This window comes from Streptomyces sannanensis (genome assembly GCF_039536205.1).
Lineage (GTDB): Bacteria > Actinomycetota > Actinomycetes > Streptomycetales > Streptomycetaceae > Streptomyces > Streptomyces sannanensis.
Window position 1 is genome coordinate 3,021,003 of record NZ_BAAAYL010000001.1, and the last position, 18,095, is coordinate 3,039,097.

Here is an 18,095-nt window from a genome sequence, read left to right on the forward strand (position 1 = left end):
GGGGCCCACCAGGCCGCCAGGCCCGGGCCGATGGCGGTCAGGACCGTCGAGGGGCCGCCGATGTCCGCGTAGAGGAAGTCGACGAGCTGCCGGATCGGCAGGCCGCAGGTGCCCGTTCTTCATGGTGCCGCCGTCCCGGCCAGGGCCCACCAGGCCGCCAGGCCCAGACCGATGGCGGTCAGGACCGTCGAGGGGCCGCCGATGTCCGCGTAGAGGAAGTCGACGAGCTGCCAGATCAGCAGGCCGCAGGCGATCAGCCCGCAGTCCTTGCCGCGCACGGTGCGGGACAGCCGGCGCAGACCGAGCGTGAGCAGTGCGAGCCAGCTGCCGAGCAGCGCGGTCAGGCCCAGCAGGCCCTGTTCGCTGAGGATGAGGAGGTACATGTTGTGCGGTGACAGCAGCGGCTGCCGTCGGAAGACCGCGCCCGCTCCGGCCGTGTCGCCGCCGGAGGACAGGGCGAGCGAGGCGTGGCTGTCGCGGTACGCGGGGAAGCCCTTCAGGCCCACTCCTGTGACGGGGGCTTCGCGCCACATGCCGATGGAGGCAACCCACATGGTGTACCGGTCGGTGACGGACCGGTCGGGTGCGTCGGTGACCTGGGTGATGCTGGCGACGCGTTCCCGGAGGAGTCCGGTGCCGACGCCGAGGCCCACGACGAGCACCACCGCGGCGGCGGTCCCGGCGGCGAGGGCGGGTACCGAGATCCGCCGGCCGGCCAGCAGCAGCTGGGCCGTGCAGGCGGCGGCGGTGGCGAGCCAGGCGCCGCGGCTGAAGGACAGGACCAGCGGCAGGACCAGCAGCGCGGCGCACAGCAGCGCGGCCCGGCGCTGTCCGCGGGAGCGGGGGGCGAGGGCCAGTCCGAGGGCGCAGACCAGGCCGTACCCGACCACGGCGGCCATCCCCATGACGTCGGTCGCCCCGAACGTCCCGACCGCGCGGATGTCCTGCCCCATGTACGAGGCGCCGGTACCGGTGACGTACTGGTGGACGCCGACCGCCCCCTCGGCCAGTGCCAGCGCCACCACGGCGGCGGCGACCAGCCGCGCGTCGCGGCGGTCGCGCAGGAGCAGCAGCAGCGCCGCCGGGACCAGGACGAAGATCTGGAGGTGGCGTACCGCCCCGGCCAGGCCTGTCGCGGGGCCGGCGGAGCCGAACACGGCGGCCGTGATGCCGATGACCGGAAGTCCCAGCAGAACGGCGGCCGTTCGGGTCAGGGGCCGGCGGCGGTCACGCAGCAGACGCAGGACGCAGTGGGCGACCAGCACGGCGGAGGCGGCGTCGGCGAGGGTCGCGCCGGTGCTTCCGGTGGCCGCGTCGGGTTCGGCGGGGACGGCGAGCAGGGCGACGACGGCGAGGGCCGGGATCAGCGGGGCGTCGGTGTGCGCGAGCCGGGGCCACCGGGGCAGCGGGACGGAGGGGGCATGGATCACGGTCAGCTCCCTCCGGGGCGTACCAGGGAGGCGGCGGTGCGCAGCAGGATGCAGATGTCCTGCCACAGTGACCAGTTGTCGATGTAGTGGTTGTCGAAACGGGACCGGTCCTCGATGGAGGTGTCGCCGCGCAGACCGTGGATCTGGGCGAGTCCGGTGATGCCGACGGGCATCCGGTGCCGGGACGCGTAGCCGGGGTGGGTCCGGCTGAACCGCGCGACGAAGTAGGGGCGTTCGGGGCGTGGTCCGACCAGGCTCATGTCGCCGCGCAGTACGTTCCACAGCTGCGGGAGTTCGTCGAGCGAGGTGCGGCGCAGAAAGCGTCCGGTGGCGCTCATGCGCCGGTCCTGTGCGACGCTCCACCGGGTGGCCGCCTCGTGCTCGTCGGCGGGGCGGAGGGTGCGGAACTTCAGCAGGACGAAGCGGCGGCCGTCCTGCCCGACGCGTACCTGCCGGAACATGATGCCGGGTCCGTCACAGGCGCGTACGGCGACGGCGCAGGCGAGAAGTACGGGTGCGGCCGCGAGCAGCGCGAGTCCGGCGATGAGCAGATCGAGGAGACGCTTGGCGGTGGCGCCGGGACGGCGCCGGGCGGCCGGGGCGGCAGGCGGGTCGACGCGGCGGCAGGCGAATCCCCACAGGTGCCCGGCCGTGTCGGGACGCGGGCCCGCGTGGCGGCGCTGCTGCGCGGGTCCGCCGGACGCGGCGTGGTCGTCGAGGAGCCACACCGTGCAGCCGCACTCGCCGAACAGCCGGACCAGCTCGCCGCGTTCGGTGTTCACGAGCACGGCGTCGCGCACGGTGCTCCGTATGACGACATGGCGGATGTCCTCCGTGGTGCTGTCGCGGCCGATCGTGCCGACGGGCCGCAGTCCGTACTCGGGGTGCGCGTCGAGCATCGTGGAAACCCGCCGTACGGATGTCCTGGGGCCGATGACCAGGGCCGGCCGGAGGTGCCGTGCGTTGGCTCTGGTCCTGTGCGCATGGACGGCGCCGCGCCCGGCGCAGGCCAGCGCCAGATGGAGGGCGGCGCCCGCGGCCAGCGTCGCGGGGGCGAGCGCGTGTGCGTGCGCGAGAGCCGTGGCCATGGCGCACCAGGCGAACGTCACGTTCCGGAGCAGCGCGGGCAGTACGTCGAGTACGGGCCGGGCGTCGGTGTACGTGTTGAGGCCGGCGGCGAACAGGACGAGCAGCGGGGCGTACCAGCATGCGCCGACGAGCGAGAGGGTGCCGAACAGGGCTGCGACGACGTCGACGAGCAGCAGCGGCAGCACCCGGCGGGCCCGGGAGGCCGGTGGCCTGCGCGGCAGTGGGGGAAGCCGGTCGAAGACCTCGCGGGGCGGGACGACCGGGACGACGGTCCGGCTCTGCCGGGCAGTCTGCGGAACGCTGGTGCTTTCCGTGGTCACTGGTGGATCCGCTCCCTGCACTCGGGGTGCGGCACGGCGGCCAGTTCGCGGTACACGTCCGCGACGGCGCCGGCGGTCTGCCGCACATCGTGGGTGGTGAGTACGTGCTGACGGGCCCGGCGGCCCAGCGTGGCCCGCAGCGGGGTGTTCAGCAGGAGCTCGGTGAGGACTCCGGCCAGGGCCAGATGGTCGCCGGGTGGGGTGAGACAGATGGGCGCGTGACCGGGCGGCAGGCTCTCCCTGGCCCCGTCCACATCGCTGACGACGACGGCCCGCCCGCAGGCCATGGCCTCCAGCGGGGCCAGTGCCATGCCTTCCCACCGGGACGGCAGGACGACGAGATCGGCGGCGCGGTACCAGGGCGCGGTGTCGGGCACCGCACCCGCGAACAGCACCGAGGGCCCGGCGGCCGCTCTGAGCCGGCCGGCGTCGGGTCCGTCACCGACGAGCACCAGCCGTGCCCGCGGCATCCGGTCGGTGACCCGGGGCCAGGCGCGCAGCAGGACATCCTGGCCCTTCTGTCGGCACAGCCGGCCGACGCACACCACCAGCGGCGCCGAGCGGGGCAGCCCGGCCGTGAGGGGCAGCGCGGCACGGGCCCGGGCGCTGTCGAGGGGACGGAAGTGTCCGAGGTCGACTCCGTTGTGCACGACCGTCCAGCAGGCGTCGATCCCGGCGCGCTCACCGGTACGCCGCTCCGCCTCGCTGACACAGATCACACGGGCCGTCCACCGGGCCGCGTACCGCTCCCAGCCGCGTGCGGCGCGCGCGGTGAGCCCTTCGACGGCCTCGAACGACCAGGCGTGCGGCTGGTACACAGTCGGGACACGGCCGCGCAGGGCGAGCCGGGCGGCCAGACCGGCCTTCGCGCTGTGGGCGTGCACCAGGTCGGGCGCGATCCTCCGTACGAGCCGGGCGAGTTGGCGGGTCTCGTGGACGACCGAGAGCCCGGGGGCACGGCCGGCCCTCCAGGGATGGACCTCGGCACCGCGCGCGGCCGCCGCCGCGGCCAGTGTCCCGCCCTCGGGGCAGGCCACGGCCACCCGCACTCCGCCTCGGGTCTGCGCCTCCACCAGATCGGCCACCACGCGGGCCACTCCGCCGTCGACGGGTCGGCTGATGTGAAGAACCGTCAAATTGAATCGTTCTTCTTGGCGTTGCTCCTGCACGCGCCGCTTCTCCCCCGCTCCTGACACTCAAAAGGAATCGGCCGCCGTCGGGCGCACCGGGAACCGAACTCAGCGCGCCGCGGCGACATCGGCAGGAATCAGGGAATTCCACATGACCGGTTCTCCCGATTTCACAACCGAAACAGATCAGAACCCTGGCAGAACGCCGGGCGAAAATCACGGTCGACGCGCCGCGAATTCCTTCGAGTGATCACGCGTATCCCCGTCCGGTACTTGGTCGTTGAAGTCGCTGCACCACCTGGGCCGAGAAGGGGCCCGGAGCCCCCTTCTCTCGCCGGCGCAAGACCGCCGGACCCTGCGGAGCGCGCCTGCCGCCGGGTCCGGCTCGCCTTTTCGGCTTGCCGGGCAGGCGCCTTCACTCTTTCGGCAGCGCAACCCTCACGTTCCGCGGGCGTTGAAGGAAGAGTCGGGCGCCCGTCCGGCAGTGCCTGTTATTCCGTATGACCAAGGAGCACATCCCCATGTCGCGTTTCGCGAAGGCTGTTGTCCTGTCAGCCGCGGCTGCCGCCGCTGTCCTCGGTGGCACCGGCATCGCCGCTGCCGACGCCGGTGCGGAGGGCGCCGCCATGGACTCCCCCGGTGCCGTCTCCGGCAACAACGTCCAGGTGCCGGTACACATCCCGGTGAACGCCTGCGGCAACACCGTCAACGTCATCGGTCTGCTGAACCCGGCGTGGGGCGCCTGGTGCCACAACGGCTCCTGACGGGCGGGGCCGCGAAGCCGCCCTTCGACCGCTCTCTCTTCCCGGGAGAGCGGTCTCTTTTTCTTCCCGGGTGAGCGGTCTCTTTCCGCGTCGCGGCTCCACGGCGTGGCACCACCCCTTCGGCGGCGGTTCCGCACATTCGCCGTCCGGATTTCCACGTCGGCTCTTGGCTGGTCAGCGAAGGTGAGACCGCCGTGCGAGTGACAAAAAGGTCCGCGATCGCCCGGTTGCCTTATGCGGTGACACCTTTCACGGTGAACGAAAGGCCCTTACGGGTCTGTATCGAAAGGAAAATCCATGCGCCCCCTGGTATCGCGCCGCATCACCACGTCGGTCCTGTGCGCCGCAGCCCTGCTCGGCATCGCCGGTCCCGCGTACGCCGCGGCAGACGATTCCCCCCGCAATCCGGCCACCGACACTCCGTCCTCGCCGGCCGACGTCACCCTCGCCCCGGTCCCGGGCCTCGCACCGCTTCCCTTCCCGATCAAGACTCCGGAGTTCCCCCGCGGCCCGGCGTCCGTGCCGCCGGTCTTCGGCCTTCCGGCGGACACCGCCGCGCCTGTGGCCAGTGAGCCCGGACTGTCCACCCTGCCGGCTCCCCTGCCGGACCGGCGCATCTGATACGAGGATCCGGACGCCGCGCTTCATTCGGGTGGGGCGACGGGAAATTCGGCCGTCAGAGAGTTTCCGTCACGCGCAGGGATCGTTACTGATGACGAAGCCGCGCAAGGGCCTGTCCCCATGCCCCTGCGCCGGACGACAGTTGCTCTCCCGTCGCGCGACGGACGTCGCTCGAGGAAGGATTCCCCATGAAGCCCACGAAGGTTGCTGCGATCGTCGCCGGTTCCCTGATGGCGGCGGGTGTCGCATCTCCTGCCGTTGCCGTCTCGGGCATGCCGGCCACAAGCCTCAACGGCGCAGTCGGCACCGTGGCCGCCCAGACCCTGCGCGGCGCCCAGCCGCTGCAGACCCGGATGCTGGACACGTCGAAGGAGGGCTCGCTGGTCAAGGCCGTCTCGGACACGGCGAACACCCTCAACAAGGTGAGGGGCGGGGACACGGGCAAGCTGCTCGGCGGCCTCCCGCTCGAGGGCTAGTGCTGTGACCGGAAAGGTTCACCGGCTCACGACGCTCCCCCAGCTACCGCTGGGGGAGCCGCGAGCTTCCCGGCAAACCTTTCCGGTCACAGCACTGGCAATGGCCTCCGATCGGCTCCACGGAACGGGCGTTCCGTGGAGCCGACACTTTTTCCGGGTGCTCACAGGGCTCAACCGGTCCAGAACTCCCACCACCTGGTGAGAACCAGCATGCCGATGCTCCCCGTCCACAGCAGCGGTGCCACCCAGTGGAATTCCGTGAGGCCACGGCGCAGCCCCTCCGGCGCAGGCAGGAGCCGTTGCGTGATGTTGTGCGTCGTGACGTAGCAGAACATCACCAGGGTCGCGACCCAGGCCAGGCAGCACCACAGGCACAGCGCGCCGATCCGGTAGAGCGACTGGAACTGGAGCCAGGTGCAGAAGCCGACGCCGAAGACCGTGCCCGCGTTGAGTCCGAGCCAGAACCAGCGGCGGTAGCGCGCCCCGGCCAGCAGCCCGGCGCCCACGCAGATCACCATTCCGTACGCCACCAGCCCCAGCATCGGGTTGGGGAATCCGAACGCCGCCGCCTGCTCGCTCTTCATGATGCTGCCGCACGACACGACCGGATTCAGACTGCACGCCGGCGTGAAGGACGGGTCCTCCAGGAGCTTGAACTTGTCGAGGGTGATCACCCACGAGGCGAGCAGTCCCGCCGCGCCGGTGACCACCAGCAGCCGGCCGAACCCCCGGCCTGCGCCGACGGCTTCCGGGCGGTCCGCCCGGTCCGGCGCGGTCTCCGTCGTTCTCGTCGTTCGTGTCGTCGTCGCGGTCATGGAGTGGTCCCTTCTCGGACGGTTCGGCCCCAGGCCTAACCGGTCCGCGAACTGTTTGGACACGCCCGTGGAACATCCGCGCGTGGTCACCCGACCAGGTGACATATCCGCCCAGTTGCCCCTCCATCGCCGCTAGGGTGCCGAGCCATGACTTCAACCCCGGCCACTGCGGCCGAACTTACCCCGGCCCAGCTCGGCACCCTGACGGTGATCGCCTGGACCGGCGAGCCCGTCGACGGGGAGCAGGAGCCGCTGCCTTTCCTCCTCGCCTACTCCCTCGGCGACGGAATCGGGGGTCCCGAGGCCGGGGCGAGGGCCGTACGGCTGCTCCTCGCACGGACCGGCCTGCCGGTCGGCACCGAGCCGGTCGATGCGTCCGCCGGCCCGCCGCTGCCGGTGACGCTCCTCGTCCAGGCCGGCCAGGTGGTACTGACCATGCCGTACCTGCACGTCCAGAGCGCCGTCCCGCCGGAGTGGCTGGCCGCGTCGCGCCGGCACGGCCGGGTCTACTTCATGTTCACAACCCGCCCATGGCCGCAGGCCGCCGCCGGCCGTCCCGTCTCCGACGAAGCGCTGCGGTCGTTCGTGGGTGACGAGGAGACGCTGAAGGAGACCGCCCACGTGCTGCTGCCGGTCAGCAGTCTGCGCTGACGGCCGGCGCGTCGGCGAGAATCGCCCCATGAGCGATACCGACGACCAGTTCCGCACCCTGCTGCACAGCCTGCGCGTGTGGGACGTACCGGAGCTGCCGCGTTTCGACCCCGCCGACGCCCCCGCCGAGCCGCTGCCGCTCTTCCGGCAGTGGCTGCGCGAAGCCGCCGAGGCCGGGCAGCCGGAGCCGCACACGATGAGCCTCGCCACCGCGGACACAGACGGACGGCCTGACGTACGGACGCTGATGCTGCACGACGCGGACGGACGCGGCTGGCACTTCGCCTCTCACCGGACCAGCGCGAAGGGGCGGCAGCTGGCCGAGCGGCCGCAGGCGGCACTGGGCTTCTACTGGGCGGCGCTCGGCCGCCAGGTACGCGTGCGGGGGTCGGTGTCGGCGGCGGATCCCGCGGAGAGCCACGCCGATCTGCACGCCAGGTCGACGGGGGCGCTCGCGGCGGCGCTGACCGGGAGGCAGAGCGAGCTTCTCGGCTCGTACGAGGAACTGGAACAGGCCTCGGCGGCCGCCTGGGAGCGGGCCGAGTCCGAGCCGGACGCGCCCGTGCCGAGCTGGACCCTGTACGTACTCGAGCCGGACGAGGTGGAGTTCTTCCAGGGCGACGAGCGCCGGCGGCACGTACGGCTGCGGTACCGGCGGGAGGCCGACGGCGTCTGGGTGTGCGAGCTGCTCTGGCCGTGAGCCGGGAACTGCGCCTCGACGCGGCCAGGATCGCCAGGGCCGTGGCCGCTACGCGGTGACCCGCGGCGAGCCGAGCTGCAGCTCAGGCTGAGGGTCCGTCCGAGGGACGAGGGCGGGCACTCGGCCTGAACGGAAGCGAGGCGGAGCACGACGAACGAAGCGCGCGGCGGCGGGCCGACCGCCGCTCGCCGACGGTGCTGACCGTTGCCAGCACGAGGCACAGCCCCACGCCGCACAGCACCGCCGTGGACGGCGCGGCCACGCTCTGCACGACCCCGGAGAGGGTGGCGCTCGTCGCGTAACCGGCCGACACGGCCGCGTAACTCACCGAGTAGCCCGCCGCCAGGGCGCTCGCCGGCAGCGCGTTGCGCAGCGATAGGTTACGGGCGAGCTGGACCCACGAGTTGAGCAGACCCGCGGCCAGCAGCCCCATCGCGATCACGCCGAGCACCGGCACGGCCGCGCTCAGGGCGACACAGGCGGCGAAGGCCACCAACAGCACCTGGCCCTGGGTCTCGGGGCGTCCCGGCCAGGTGCGCAGTCCGTAGAGGTACGCACCGAGGGCGGACGCCACCGAGTAGCCGGCGAGCAGCGGGCCCGCCCAGCCGACCGCGATGCCCCGCTGCTCCAGCAGGGCGGGCAGCACGAGTTCGGCGAGGGCCAGCAGACCGAGGGCGGCGGCCCCGGACACGTACACCGGCCAGGCGGCCGCGAGGGTACGGGCCATGGAGACGCCCTTCCGGTCGGTGTCGTCCGCCGGCCACCCGGCGGGCAGCGCCCACAGACCCGCGGTGGCCGCGGCCATCAGCACGGCGGCCAGCAGCAGCGGCATATGCGGGCCGACGCCCAGCGCCAGACCGGTGGTCAGGGCCGGGGCGGCCGCCCACAGGACGTAGGTGAGGATCGACTCGGCGCTGAGAGCCTGGGTCACCGCCCGCTCCGGCACCAGCGAGGTGAGCAGCGCGCGCAGACCGCCCGTCGCGGCGGCGGGTGCCGCCCCGGCGAGGGCCGCGAACGCACCGAGGACGACCGGGTCGGCGTGCGGCAGCAGGCCGACCGCCCCGAACGCGCCGGCTCCCACGCCCAGTCCTCCGGCCAGGGCCCGCCTGGCCCGCTCCGGCGCCATCCGCGGCCCGAGCGTGATGGCGCCGACGACCTCGCCGACGACATACACGGCGGCGAGGGCGGCGCCCAGTGTGTAGCCGCCGGGCCGCTCCCGTACCAGCAGGACCAGTGCAAGCGGCGCCATCGCCACCGGGACACGGGCAGCCGTGGTGACAACAGCCCAGGTCAGGACGGGTTTGGTGGCAAGGGCGCGATAACTCATGGGGCGACACTAGGACGTTCACCCGGGGCCGCATCAACCAGTTATCCGCGGCTCTTCGAGCTGGGTGAGCACACCCCGGGCCACCCGCCCGCCCCGGTCGCCGTCCTCCGACACGGACACGGGTGGCGGCGCGCTCATGCGCACCCCGAGCACGGCACGGCGGCCGCCACCCGGCTACGGCGTAGATGCCCTGACGCCGAGCCGCGACCCGCACTCGCCGAGGCCCAGTCTCCTCGACGTCCCCTCGCAACGAATCGCTCACCCCAGGGTGATCAGTTCGACACGTGGCGTCAACACCCGGTCAGAGCCATGACCGTTACATCCGATTTGTGACGGCGCACGACGGCTCGCACACTCCAGGCTCGTATGCTCCCCTCGCCACCGCGGGCGCGCCCCCGTCCACCTCGCACCAGATGCGCTTGCCCGCGCCTTCCGGCTGCCAGCCCCACCGGTCGGCCAGACCGTCGACCAGCTCCAGGCCACGCCCGCTGGTGTCCTCCCCCCGCGCATGCCGCGGAGCGGGCGGGCAGGCGCTGAAGTCCGCGACCTCCACCCGGACCGTGCCGGTGCCGGCACCGAGCATCCGCAGCACGGCAGGACAACCGGTGTGCACCACCGCGTTGGTGACCAGTTCCGAGATCAGCAGGATCAGCGTCTCGGCCAGCGGCTCGTCGAGCCTTATGCCGGAACCGGCCAGCCACGAACGGGCCCACCTGCGGGCGCGGCCCACCTCTGCGGGGTCCGGACCGACTTCCAATTGAACCTGAAGCACCTGCACCGCTCACACCATCCGAACCGGCGGACACAACGCCTCGCGCGCCGACAGGACCACGAAAGTCACCGAAGGTGATTTCCCTGTGGCACAGCATGATTGACGTACAGTCACCGCAACAAGCGCTTCGGGCATATTCCAGCGCGAAGGAGTATGCGTGGTGCATACTGTGCGGCGCGCGCCGCGGGACGTCGAACTGGAGCGCGTGCAGCCGAAGCCGGGGAGTCCGCGCCTCGGAACCACTCGCACGGCACGGAGCGTACCCGAGCCCGCACCCGACGACGGTGTGTGACGAGTCACGCATCGGACACGATGCGTTGTTGACACTCGGTGACGTTACACGTCTGCCACGATGGATCGTATGAGCCTCAGCATTCGCAACCGGCTGCGCGGCACCGTGGTCTCCGTCTCGATCGGACCCGCCATGGCCACCGTCAAGGTGAGGCTGGACGGCGGCCAGGAAATCACCGCCGCCGTCACCGCCGAGGCCGTGGCCGACCTCGGTCTCGCCGCCGACAGCCGGGTCGACGCGCTGGCCAAGGCCGGCGCGGTGGCCCTCGCCACCGCCGCGGTGAAGGGCCTGAGCATCCGCAACCAGCTGCCGGGCACGGTGACGTCCGTGACCTCCGGCGTGGCGATGGCAACGGTCCGGGTCGCCGTCGCGGGCGCGGAGCTGACCGCCGCGATCACCAAGGACGCCGTCGACGAGCTCGCCCTGGCGGAGGGCGTCCCGGTGGTCTCCCTCATCAAGGCGACCGAGATCTCCCTGGCCAACGCGGCCTGACGGCCCTGCCGCGGCACCGGACGCGGTCAGTCCGCGTCCGCCCCCGTCGGAGGGCGGTACGTCGCGGCAGCGGCGGTGGCCAGGTCCGGGTACACGTCGAAGAGGCGGCGCACGCCCACGGCCGTCAGCACCCTGGCGACATGCGAGCCGTCGGCACCGGCCTCGGCCTGCGCCGGCAGGATCAGCCGCAGGCTCCCCCCGCAGGAACGCAGCAGCCGCCGGGCGGCGATCAGCATCCCCACCCCGCTGGAGTCGCAGAACCGCACCCCGGACAGGTCGAGCACCAGCTCGTGCCCGCCGACCGCTACCACGTCGTGCACACGGCGGCGCACCAGCGGGGCGGTCACCAGGTCCAGCTCGCCGGAGACCCGCAGTACGCTCCACGCACCGTGTCCGTCCTCCTCCACCACCTTCAGCACCACGAGTCAGGACCTTTCGTAGCGTTCCTCTGGACGCGGCTGCCCGGAAGGACTCGGCCGAAACCCCCTCATGTGCCTGGAATCGTTTGTCCGTTGGCATCCAGGGCCGTCTCACATGCGGATTTGACCCAAACGAACAGATGTCGACGGCGTCGCCCACTACATTCGATGTGAGGAGTAGACAGGCGCTGGGTTGGGGGCCACATGGTGAAGGACACGCCACCCCGCTGGGACCGCAGGATGCAGCAGCGGCTCGCGCGCGGCGAGGCGGCCGCGCTCGGTGAGCTGTACGACCGGTTCGCCTCGCTGGTGCACAGCCTCGCCCATCGTGTGCTGGACGACGACGAGTCGGCCGACCAGGTCACCCGCGAGGTGTTCGGCTACGTCTGGGAGAACCCCGACGCGTACGACCCCAAGCAGGGCTCGATGCGGTCCTGGGTGGCCGGGCTCGCCCATCGGCAGGCCGTGCACCGGCTGCGCGAGGCCGCGTCGGCCACGGTCAGTGCGGAGGAGCTCGAGCGGAAGGTCCGCCGTGCCTCGGCCGCCGCCCGCGCCGACTACATCGTCACGTCCATGCCCGCCCCGCTGCGGGCGGCGCTGGAACTGGCCTACTTCCAGCGCCGCGACTACCGCCAGACCGCCGCCGACCTGGGCGTCACGGAGGACGAGGCACGCCGCCGGCTCCGGCTGGGCCTCCAGCTGCTGTCCACCGCCAACACCCGCCCCGTCGAGGGCACGTCCGGCTACGGGCGTTCCCTGTGACCGGCCCCCTGGACCACGACCGGAACGACCCGGGCGCCGACCGCGCACCGCGGATCCCGTCCCCCAGGCAGGCCGCGGACGATCTCCCCGGCGGCCCACCGCCCGCCGACGAGGCCGGGCAGGGGACCGAAGCCGCGCCCGCTCCGGGCGGCGAGGGCGGCCAGGGGTGGGACGACGCATCGCACAGCATGCTGAAGTCGCTGCTCGGGGCCTGGGCACTGACCGCGTGTTCCGGGGAGGAGACCGAGGCCGTCGAGAGCCACCTCACCGAGTGCGCCCCGTGCGCCGAGGAGGCGCTGCGGCTGCGTGATGCCGTCGGGCTGCTGCACATGGAGCGGAATCTCGACCTCGACCCCCTGCTGCGCTCACGGGTGCTCGAGAACTGCCTGGGGCGCCGGCCGGCCCGGATCCCCATGCCCGGCTGGGCCGCGCCCTACGACGCGGAGACCGCGCGCCTCGACGCGCTGCTCAACGACATCGGCCCCGCGGAGTGGCACACTCCGGTGCGGCTCCGGTGGTTCGAGCGCGAGCGGAAGGTCAGCCGCAAGACGACCGTCGCCGGGGTGATGGGCCACCTTATGACCGTCGACGGCATGGTCGCCACCGCGCTCGGCCTCGGCGACCCGCTCGGCGCGGACGCCCCGGAGGCCGGCGCCGGTCCCACCGAGCGCACCGACGTGTACTGGCGGACCGCCCACCATCCGCTCACCCGTTCCGTGCGCGAGCCCTGGCGGGACCAGAGCCGTACGCTCATCCGCACGGTGTCCTTCGCGGGCCGCGGGGTCGCCGAGCTGACCGTGTCGTACGGGGATTTCGGGCTGGCTCTGGGCGATGCCCTGCTGGAGCGGGCTTTCGAGTGCTGGGTGCACGCGGCCGACATCGCGGACGCGGTGGCCTATCCGTACGCCCCGCCCGCGGGCGCGCATCTCAACCGCATGATCGACCTGGCCGCGCGGCTGCTGCCGGTGGCGCTCGCCGCGCGCCGCAGGGCGGGGCTGGCCGGGCCGTCCCGGCGGCTGGTGACGGCCGGTTCGCCGGGGCGTACGCTCCGGCTGGTGATCGAGGGCGCGGGCGGCGGCGAGTGGTACATCGCCCTGGACTCGCCGGCCGCGGTCGGCTCGGCCGACCACCAGGTGGCACAGATCGCCCTGGACGGACTGGAGTTCTGCCAGCTGGTGGCCGGCCATGTCTCCCCGGAGGAGGCGGCCGCGGGCCATGACGGCGACCGCGAGGCCATCCGGGAAGTGCTGTTCGCGGCGGCCTCGCTGAGCCGCCTCTGACCCGACGGGCCGGACACCCCGGTCCTGTCCGGTCGATCAGGCCGGATCAGGGAGCGGCGGCTGGTGCCGTGCATCGCAAGGCGGAGGAAGGGCCCGCCGCGGAGCGGCTGATGTCCACCCATGCGGGGGGCACCTCTGGGGACACCTCTGGGGGCACCCCCAGCGGTAGCTGGGGGAGGTAGCCGGGGGAGGTAGCCGGGGGAGGTAGCCGGGGGAGGTAGCCGGGGGAGGTAGCCGGGGGAGGTAGCCGGGGGAGGTAGCCGGGGGAGGTAGCCGGGGGACATCGGCGACCGACGACGACGGTGGGGGCACCTCCCGTGGCCGAAGGGCTACGGGGGAGAGGTGCGCCCGCCGCGGAGCGGCTGCGGTGCCCGCCGCGAGCCCGGCATGACCGGCCGGACAGGACCTAAGCGAACACCACCGTGCGGCGGCCGTTGAGCAGGATGCGGCGTTCCGCGTGCCACTTGACCGCGCGGGCCAGCGCCTGGCACTCCACGTCCCGGCCGATCGCGACCAGTTGCTCGGGGGTGACCTCGTGGCCGACCCGCTCGACCTCCTGCTCGATGATCGGGCCCTCGTCGAGGTCGGCGGTGACGTAGTGGGCCGTCGCGCCGATCAGCTTCACACCGCGCGCGTGAGCCTGGTGGTAGGGCTTTGCGCCCTTGAAGCTCGGCAGGAAGGAGTGGTGGATGTTGATGATCCGGCCGGACAGCTGCTTGCACAGGTCGTCCGACAGCACCTGCATGTAGCGGGCCAGCACCACCAGCTCGACGTTCTCGCCGCGGACGATGTCCAGCAGCTGTGCCTCGGCCTCGGCCTTGCTGTCCTTGGTCACCGGGATGTGGTGGAACGGGATGTCGTACGAGCCGACCAGCTCGGCGAAGTCCGTGTGGTTGGAGACGACGGCCGCGATCTCGACCGGCAGCCCCCCGGTCCGGGCGCGGAAGAGGAGGTCGTTCAGGCAGTGGCCGAACTTGCTGACCATCAGGACGATGCGCATCCTGTCGTCGGCCCGGTGGATCTGCCAGTCCATCTGGTGCGAGTCGCCCACCGCGGCGAAGCTCGCCCGCAGCTTCTCCGCCGTCACCGGAGTCTCGGCGCTGAAGTGGACCCGCATGAAGAACAGCCCCGTGTCATGGTCGCCGAACTGCTGGCTGTCCATGATGTTGCAGCCGGTGATGAAGAGGTAGCTGGACACGGCGTGCACAATGCCCTGTTTGTCCGGGCATGACAGGGTCAGGATGTACTGGTCGGAGATGGCGGGCTGCGACACGGTCATCTCCGTAGAGTGCCACAACCCGCGACCGGTCAGCTCGACCTGGTCAATATGCGGAGCACGTCGAGCGAGCGCGGCGGAGCGTCGGGGTCCTCGCCGTCGTTCGCGGCCAGCCGGACATGGGCGTCGCGGGCGGCCCGTACGGCCTCGGGCCAGCCGTGATGCTCCATGTACGCCGATACCGGGGCGTCCGCCCCCACCTGGTGCATGATCCGCAGCACCCGCATGACCGCGACATCCACCAGTGCGGCCTCGTTCGAGTCACGGAAGATGGTGCCGACGTACTTCTCGGCCGACCAGTTGTCCAGCCAGGTGTCCTCGACGAGCCGGTACACGGCATCGGTGACGTCCCCGTACCCCTCGCGCGGCGTGACCCAGCACTCCTTCTGGAAGACCGGGTCGGAGAGCATGTGCAGCGCGGAACGCACATTCGCGCGCCAGCGCCACCACGGCATGTCGTTGAGCGGCATACCGCCCATGGTGGAGGAGCGACGGCCGCGACGGGAAGAGGTCTCCGGACTTTGCACAATCGTCGATCGTACGTTCCCCGAATACGCGGATGGGACGGCCCCCCGCAATTCACCTCGATGTCACCGCCAGTTGGATCAAGCTCACTCCGCCGTTCCACGGGGCGCGGAAATCTCCCTGATCATGACCGGTTGGCCTCGTTCCTCCTGCACTCGTCCTTTCTCGGCCTCGACGGCGATCGCCGTGTGTACGGCGCTGGGGGCCTCCCTTCTCACGGGTTGCGGTGTCCTCCCCGGGGGTTCGGTGGGCTCCAGGGACACCCTCACGGTGATGACCTGGGCGCCGGAGGGCACCAACGCCACGAACAAGCCGGGCATGCCGGCCCTCGCGGAGGCGTACGGCCGCTGGGCCAACGCCAACGGTGGGATCGACGGACACGAGCTCCGCGTCATCACCTGCAACGAGCGCAACACCCCGGTGGGTGCCGCCACGTGCGCCCGCCAGGCCGTCGACGAGAAGGCCGTCGCGGTCGTCGGCTCCTACAGCCAGTACGGCCGGTCCTTCATGGCTCCGCTGGAAGCGGCGGGCATCCCCTACATCGGCGGCTACGGCCTCTCCGACGAGGAGTTCACCAGCAGCCTCTCCTACCCCGTCAACGGCGGCCAGGTGGCTCTGATGGCCGGCAGCGGCAAGCAGCTGGCACGCAACTGCGCAGCGGTCGCGCTGGTACGCCCCGACTCGGTGGCGGGCGACGCCCTGCCGACCCTGCTCGACTCCGGCCTGAAGGAGGCCGGCCGCGAGCCCGCACTGGACATCAAGGCACCGGAGGACGCCGGCGACTACACCTCGCAGGCAGACCGGGCACTCGACCACGCGGGCTCGGCCGGGAGCGACGCGGAGGGCTGCGTCAGCGCGGTGCTCGGCGAACGTACCGAGACGTTCGTCGACTCCTTCCGGCGCCTCAAGGACCGCAACGAGGCGGACAACGTCCACGTCGCCTCCATCCTGGGCAGTGTGGACCAGTCCCTGGTGAACCGTACGGGCGGGGCGAACGGCCCCTTCGAAGGCGCGTACGTCACCGGCTGGTACCCGGACTCCGGCGACCCGCGCTGGGACGGGATGCACGAGCTCATCCGCGAGCACGCCTTCGGCGACAACCGGATCGACCCGGCCGACGTGGGCGTGCAGACCACGTACATCGCGTACACCGTGCTGAAGGCGGCCATCGAGGCGGTCGACTCCGACGAGATCGACGCACGCGCCCTCGCCAAGGCGCTCGACAACGGGCCCGGCGTCAGCACCGGCGGACTCACCCCGACCCTGCGCTGGCACATGAAGGACCTGCTCGGCGTGCCGCAGTTCCCGCGCATGGTCAACCCGGGCGTCACCTTCCAGGTCGTACGCAACGGCAAGCTGGTGTCCGACACGATGGAGGCCGTGGACGTCACCGACACGCTGACGAACTCCTCGGTCGACTGAGACCGGTTCAGCGGGGAGGCCGGCCCAGGAAGGGCCGGCCTCCCCGCTCTTCGACCCCCTACAGGTCGGTGGCGGTCCGCTTCTTCAGCCCGTACTTCTCGGCGATCGCGTTCCACCGGTTCGCCGCGGACTGCTTGGCGGCGGTCGCCTCACCGCTGGCGCGGTTACCCTCCGCCGCGGACTGCGTGTTGCGCGCCTTGCCGTCCTTGCAGCCCTTCTTTCCGTCGACCTGATGGGCCCACTCGGCGTAGTGGTCGTCGGCCGACGCGGACGCCTGCCAGGCCTTGGTGAGGTCGGCCGTCAGCGCGGCATGGTCCGGCAGCTTGTCGACACTGATGTCCTTGAGGCGGTTCACCAGATCGCGGCGCTGCCGGGCGGCGTCACGCAGGTCGCCGGCGGCGTCGTCCAGGTTGTCGCAGGCCTTGATCGACTGGACGGCACTGATCACGGAGGCACGGCTGTTGTTGCTGTCCTCCAGCAGCTTGTCCAGTTCCTCGGCCTGGGCCTTGGCCGGGTCCTCGGCGGGCTGCGTGGCCGACTTCTGCTCGGCCTCCGGCGCGTTCGTGGCCGCGACCGGCTGCGTGCCGTTCTTGTCCTCGTCGCCGCCGCTCATCAGGGCGCCGGCGAGCAGTCCCACGACAGCGCATCCGACGACCACCGCGCTGATCAGCACCGCGTGCGCCGGCTTGCGCGCCGGCCCCGCGCGCTCGGGCTCGGGCTCGGCGCGCCGGCCCCGCGGCCGCAGGGGCTCGTACGGGGGCGGCGGCGGCTGCTGCGGCTGCTGCGGCCTCCCTTCGTTGCGGAAGAGGCTGTCGAACTCGGAGGGCGGCTGCCGCTCCCCGTAGGCCGCCTCCTGGGCGCCCACGGGCGGCAGGTACTGCGTCGCCTCGGCGTTCCCGGGGCCCGCCGCGCCGACCGGCGGCAAATACTGCGTCGCCTCGGCGTTCCCGGGGCCCGCCGCGCCCACCGGCGGCAGGTACTGCGTCGCCTGCGCGTCGCCGGCCGCCGGGAACGGGTGCGCCGGCGCTCCGGCGGCAGGCGCGGACGGGTGCGCCATGTACTGGGTCGCCTCGGAGTCCGTACCGCCCACCGCCTCGGGCGGCAGCGCTCCTCCCGCGACCGGCGGTATGTACTGTGTCGCGCCCTGATCCACGGGCCCGCCGGCCGGCACCTCCGGCGGCAGCGGCTGGGCGGCCGGCGCGTTCCCGGCCTGCGCGGGCTCGGGCCAGCCCTGTCCCGGGTAGGGCTGCTGCCCCGGGTACGCGGACTGCGCCGGCTGACCGGCATAGCCCTGTCCGCCCGGCTGCGCCTGCGGCGGCATCGGGGACGGGCCCCAGGACTGGCCCCAGGCCTGGCCGCCCGGCGGGGTGCTCGGGGCGGCGGGGCCCCAGGAACCGCTTCCGTCCGCGGGCAGCACGACACCCTCGTGGGCGGGAGGCACCGCGGATATCTGCGGGTCCTCGCCCTGTCCGCTCTGCGTCACCGGGACTCCTACTTGTGAACCTACGGAATCGTCGGTTCACGCTACCGGG

Annotated in this window: 19 protein-coding genes; 9 read left to right on the forward strand and 10 right to left on the reverse strand. The window is 72.2% G+C overall.

The features are described from left to right. Window positions 1–119 precede the first annotated feature (119 nt). From ABD858_RS14150 to ABD858_RS14160, 3 genes are read right to left on the reverse strand one after another with little or no spacing between them, the layout of a single operon-like run. Window positions 120–1,430 carry an O-antigen ligase family protein gene (locus ABD858_RS14150; protein ID WP_425586197.1) on the reverse strand — a complete coding sequence of 437 codons (1,311 nt, stop codon included), beginning with the start codon at window positions 1,428–1,430 and terminating at the stop codon, window positions 120–122. Between the two features lie 2 nt (window positions 1,431–1,432). Further along, on the reverse strand, window positions 1,433–2,839 hold the full coding sequence (locus ABD858_RS14155; RefSeq protein WP_345037251.1) for a sugar transferase: 1,407 nt from the start codon (window positions 2,837–2,839) through the stop codon (window positions 1,433–1,435). Next, complete coding sequence (locus ABD858_RS14160) at window positions 2,836–3,975, reverse strand: glycosyltransferase (protein WP_345037254.1); 1,140 nt, start codon at window positions 3,973–3,975, stop codon at window positions 2,836–2,838. The genes ABD858_RS14155 and ABD858_RS14160 overlap by 4 nt, the downstream gene beginning before the upstream one ends. Window positions 3,976–4,490: 515 nt before the next feature. On the opposite strand from ABD858_RS14160, the gene ABD858_RS14165 reads away from it, so the two are divergent. The 3 genes from ABD858_RS14165 to ABD858_RS14175 all read left to right on the forward strand — a co-directional run bounded on the left by ABD858_RS14165 (window position 4,491) and on the right by ABD858_RS14175 (window position 5,830). Next, on the forward strand, window positions 4,491–4,733 hold the full coding sequence (locus tag ABD858_RS14165; protein ID WP_345037256.1) for a chaplin: 243 nt from the start codon (window positions 4,491–4,493) through the stop codon (window positions 4,731–4,733). A gap of 297 nt (window positions 4,734–5,030) precedes the next feature. Beyond that, window positions 5,031–5,354 carry a hypothetical protein gene (locus tag ABD858_RS14170; RefSeq protein ID WP_345037259.1) on the forward strand — a complete coding sequence of 108 codons (324 nt, stop codon included), beginning with the start codon at window positions 5,031–5,033 and terminating at the stop codon, window positions 5,352–5,354. Between the two features lie 188 nt (window positions 5,355–5,542). After that, a complete protein-coding gene (locus ABD858_RS14175) occupies window positions 5,543–5,830 on the forward strand; it encodes a hypothetical protein (protein ID WP_345037261.1) in 288 nt (95 codons plus the stop codon). 170 nt (window positions 5,831–6,000) lie between these two features. Here the strand turns inward: ABD858_RS14175 and ABD858_RS14180 are convergent, their stop codons facing one another. After that, window positions 6,001–6,645: a vitamin K epoxide reductase family protein gene (locus ABD858_RS14180; protein ID WP_345037263.1), complete on the reverse strand. Its 645-nt coding sequence runs from the start codon at window positions 6,643–6,645 to the stop codon at window positions 6,001–6,003. Window positions 6,646–6,792: 147 nt separating this feature from the next. On the opposite strand from ABD858_RS14180, the gene ABD858_RS14185 reads away from it, so the two are divergent. Both ABD858_RS14185 and ABD858_RS14190 read left to right on the forward strand, forming a co-directional pair. Further along, window positions 6,793–7,296, forward strand: a complete 504-nt coding sequence (locus ABD858_RS14185) for a DUF5949 family protein (protein ID WP_345037265.1) — start codon at window positions 6,793–6,795, stop codon at window positions 7,294–7,296. Window positions 7,297–7,324: 28 nt separating this feature from the next. Continuing rightward, window positions 7,325–7,996, forward strand: a complete 672-nt coding sequence (locus ABD858_RS14190; protein ID WP_345037268.1) for a pyridoxal 5'-phosphate synthase — start codon at window positions 7,325–7,327, stop codon at window positions 7,994–7,996. A gap of 82 nt (window positions 7,997–8,078) precedes the next feature. Here the strand turns inward: ABD858_RS14190 and ABD858_RS14195 are convergent, their stop codons facing one another. Together ABD858_RS14195 and ABD858_RS14200 are read right to left on the reverse strand one after the other, a co-directional pair. After that, window positions 8,079–9,323: an MFS transporter gene (locus tag ABD858_RS14195; RefSeq protein ID WP_345037270.1), complete on the reverse strand. Its 1,245-nt coding sequence runs from the start codon at window positions 9,321–9,323 to the stop codon at window positions 8,079–8,081. Between the two features lie 316 nt (window positions 9,324–9,639). Continuing rightward, window positions 9,640–10,101 (reverse strand): ATP-binding protein, encoded by a 462-nt coding sequence (locus tag ABD858_RS14200; protein ID WP_345037272.1) that lies wholly within the window; start codon window positions 10,099–10,101, stop codon window positions 9,640–9,642. A 355-nt stretch (window positions 10,102–10,456) separates the two neighbouring features. Here ABD858_RS14200 and ABD858_RS14205 point away from each other — a divergent pair, with 355 nt between their 5' ends. Then, a complete protein-coding gene (locus tag ABD858_RS14205) occupies window positions 10,457–10,879 on the forward strand; it encodes a TOBE domain-containing protein (RefSeq protein ID WP_345037275.1) in 423 nt (140 codons plus the stop codon). A 26-nt stretch (window positions 10,880–10,905) separates the two neighbouring features. Here ABD858_RS14205 and ABD858_RS14210 read toward each other — a convergent pair whose 3' ends face one another. Beyond that, on the reverse strand, window positions 10,906–11,301 hold the full coding sequence (locus tag ABD858_RS14210) for an STAS domain-containing protein (protein ID WP_345037278.1): 396 nt from the start codon (window positions 11,299–11,301) through the stop codon (window positions 10,906–10,908). 201 nt (window positions 11,302–11,502) lie between these two features. On the opposite strand from ABD858_RS14210, the gene ABD858_RS14215 reads away from it, so the two are divergent. Beyond that, complete coding sequence (locus ABD858_RS14215; RefSeq protein ID WP_345037280.1) at window positions 11,503–12,060, forward strand: sigma-70 family RNA polymerase sigma factor; 558 nt, start codon at window positions 11,503–11,505, stop codon at window positions 12,058–12,060. Beyond that, a complete protein-coding gene (locus ABD858_RS14220) occupies window positions 12,057–13,340 on the forward strand; it encodes a zf-HC2 domain-containing protein (protein ID WP_345037282.1) in 1,284 nt (427 codons plus the stop codon). The genes ABD858_RS14215 and ABD858_RS14220 overlap by 4 nt, the downstream gene beginning before the upstream one ends. Window positions 13,341–13,746: 406 nt before the next feature. Here the strand turns inward: ABD858_RS14220 and purU are convergent, their stop codons facing one another. Both purU and ABD858_RS14230 read right to left on the reverse strand, forming a co-directional pair. Then, window positions 13,747–14,619, reverse strand: coding sequence for a formyltetrahydrofolate deformylase (gene purU / locus ABD858_RS14225; protein ID WP_345037284.1), 873 nt, complete (start codon window positions 14,617–14,619; stop codon window positions 13,747–13,749). A 29-nt stretch (window positions 14,620–14,648) separates the two neighbouring features. Next, complete coding sequence (locus ABD858_RS14230) at window positions 14,649–15,095, reverse strand: SCO4402 family protein (RefSeq protein WP_425586327.1); 447 nt, start codon at window positions 15,093–15,095, stop codon at window positions 14,649–14,651. 172 nt (window positions 15,096–15,267) lie between these two features. On the opposite strand from ABD858_RS14230, the gene ABD858_RS14235 reads away from it, so the two are divergent. Further along, window positions 15,268–16,563: an ABC transporter substrate-binding protein gene (locus tag ABD858_RS14235; RefSeq protein WP_345037289.1), complete on the forward strand. Its 1,296-nt coding sequence runs from the start codon at window positions 15,268–15,270 to the stop codon at window positions 16,561–16,563. 58 nt (window positions 16,564–16,621) lie between these two features. Here ABD858_RS14235 and ABD858_RS14240 read toward each other — a convergent pair whose 3' ends face one another. Then, window positions 16,622–18,046, reverse strand: coding sequence for a hypothetical protein (locus ABD858_RS14240; protein ID WP_345037291.1), 1,425 nt, complete (start codon window positions 18,044–18,046; stop codon window positions 16,622–16,624). Between the last annotated feature and the right edge of the window lie 49 nt (window positions 18,047–18,095).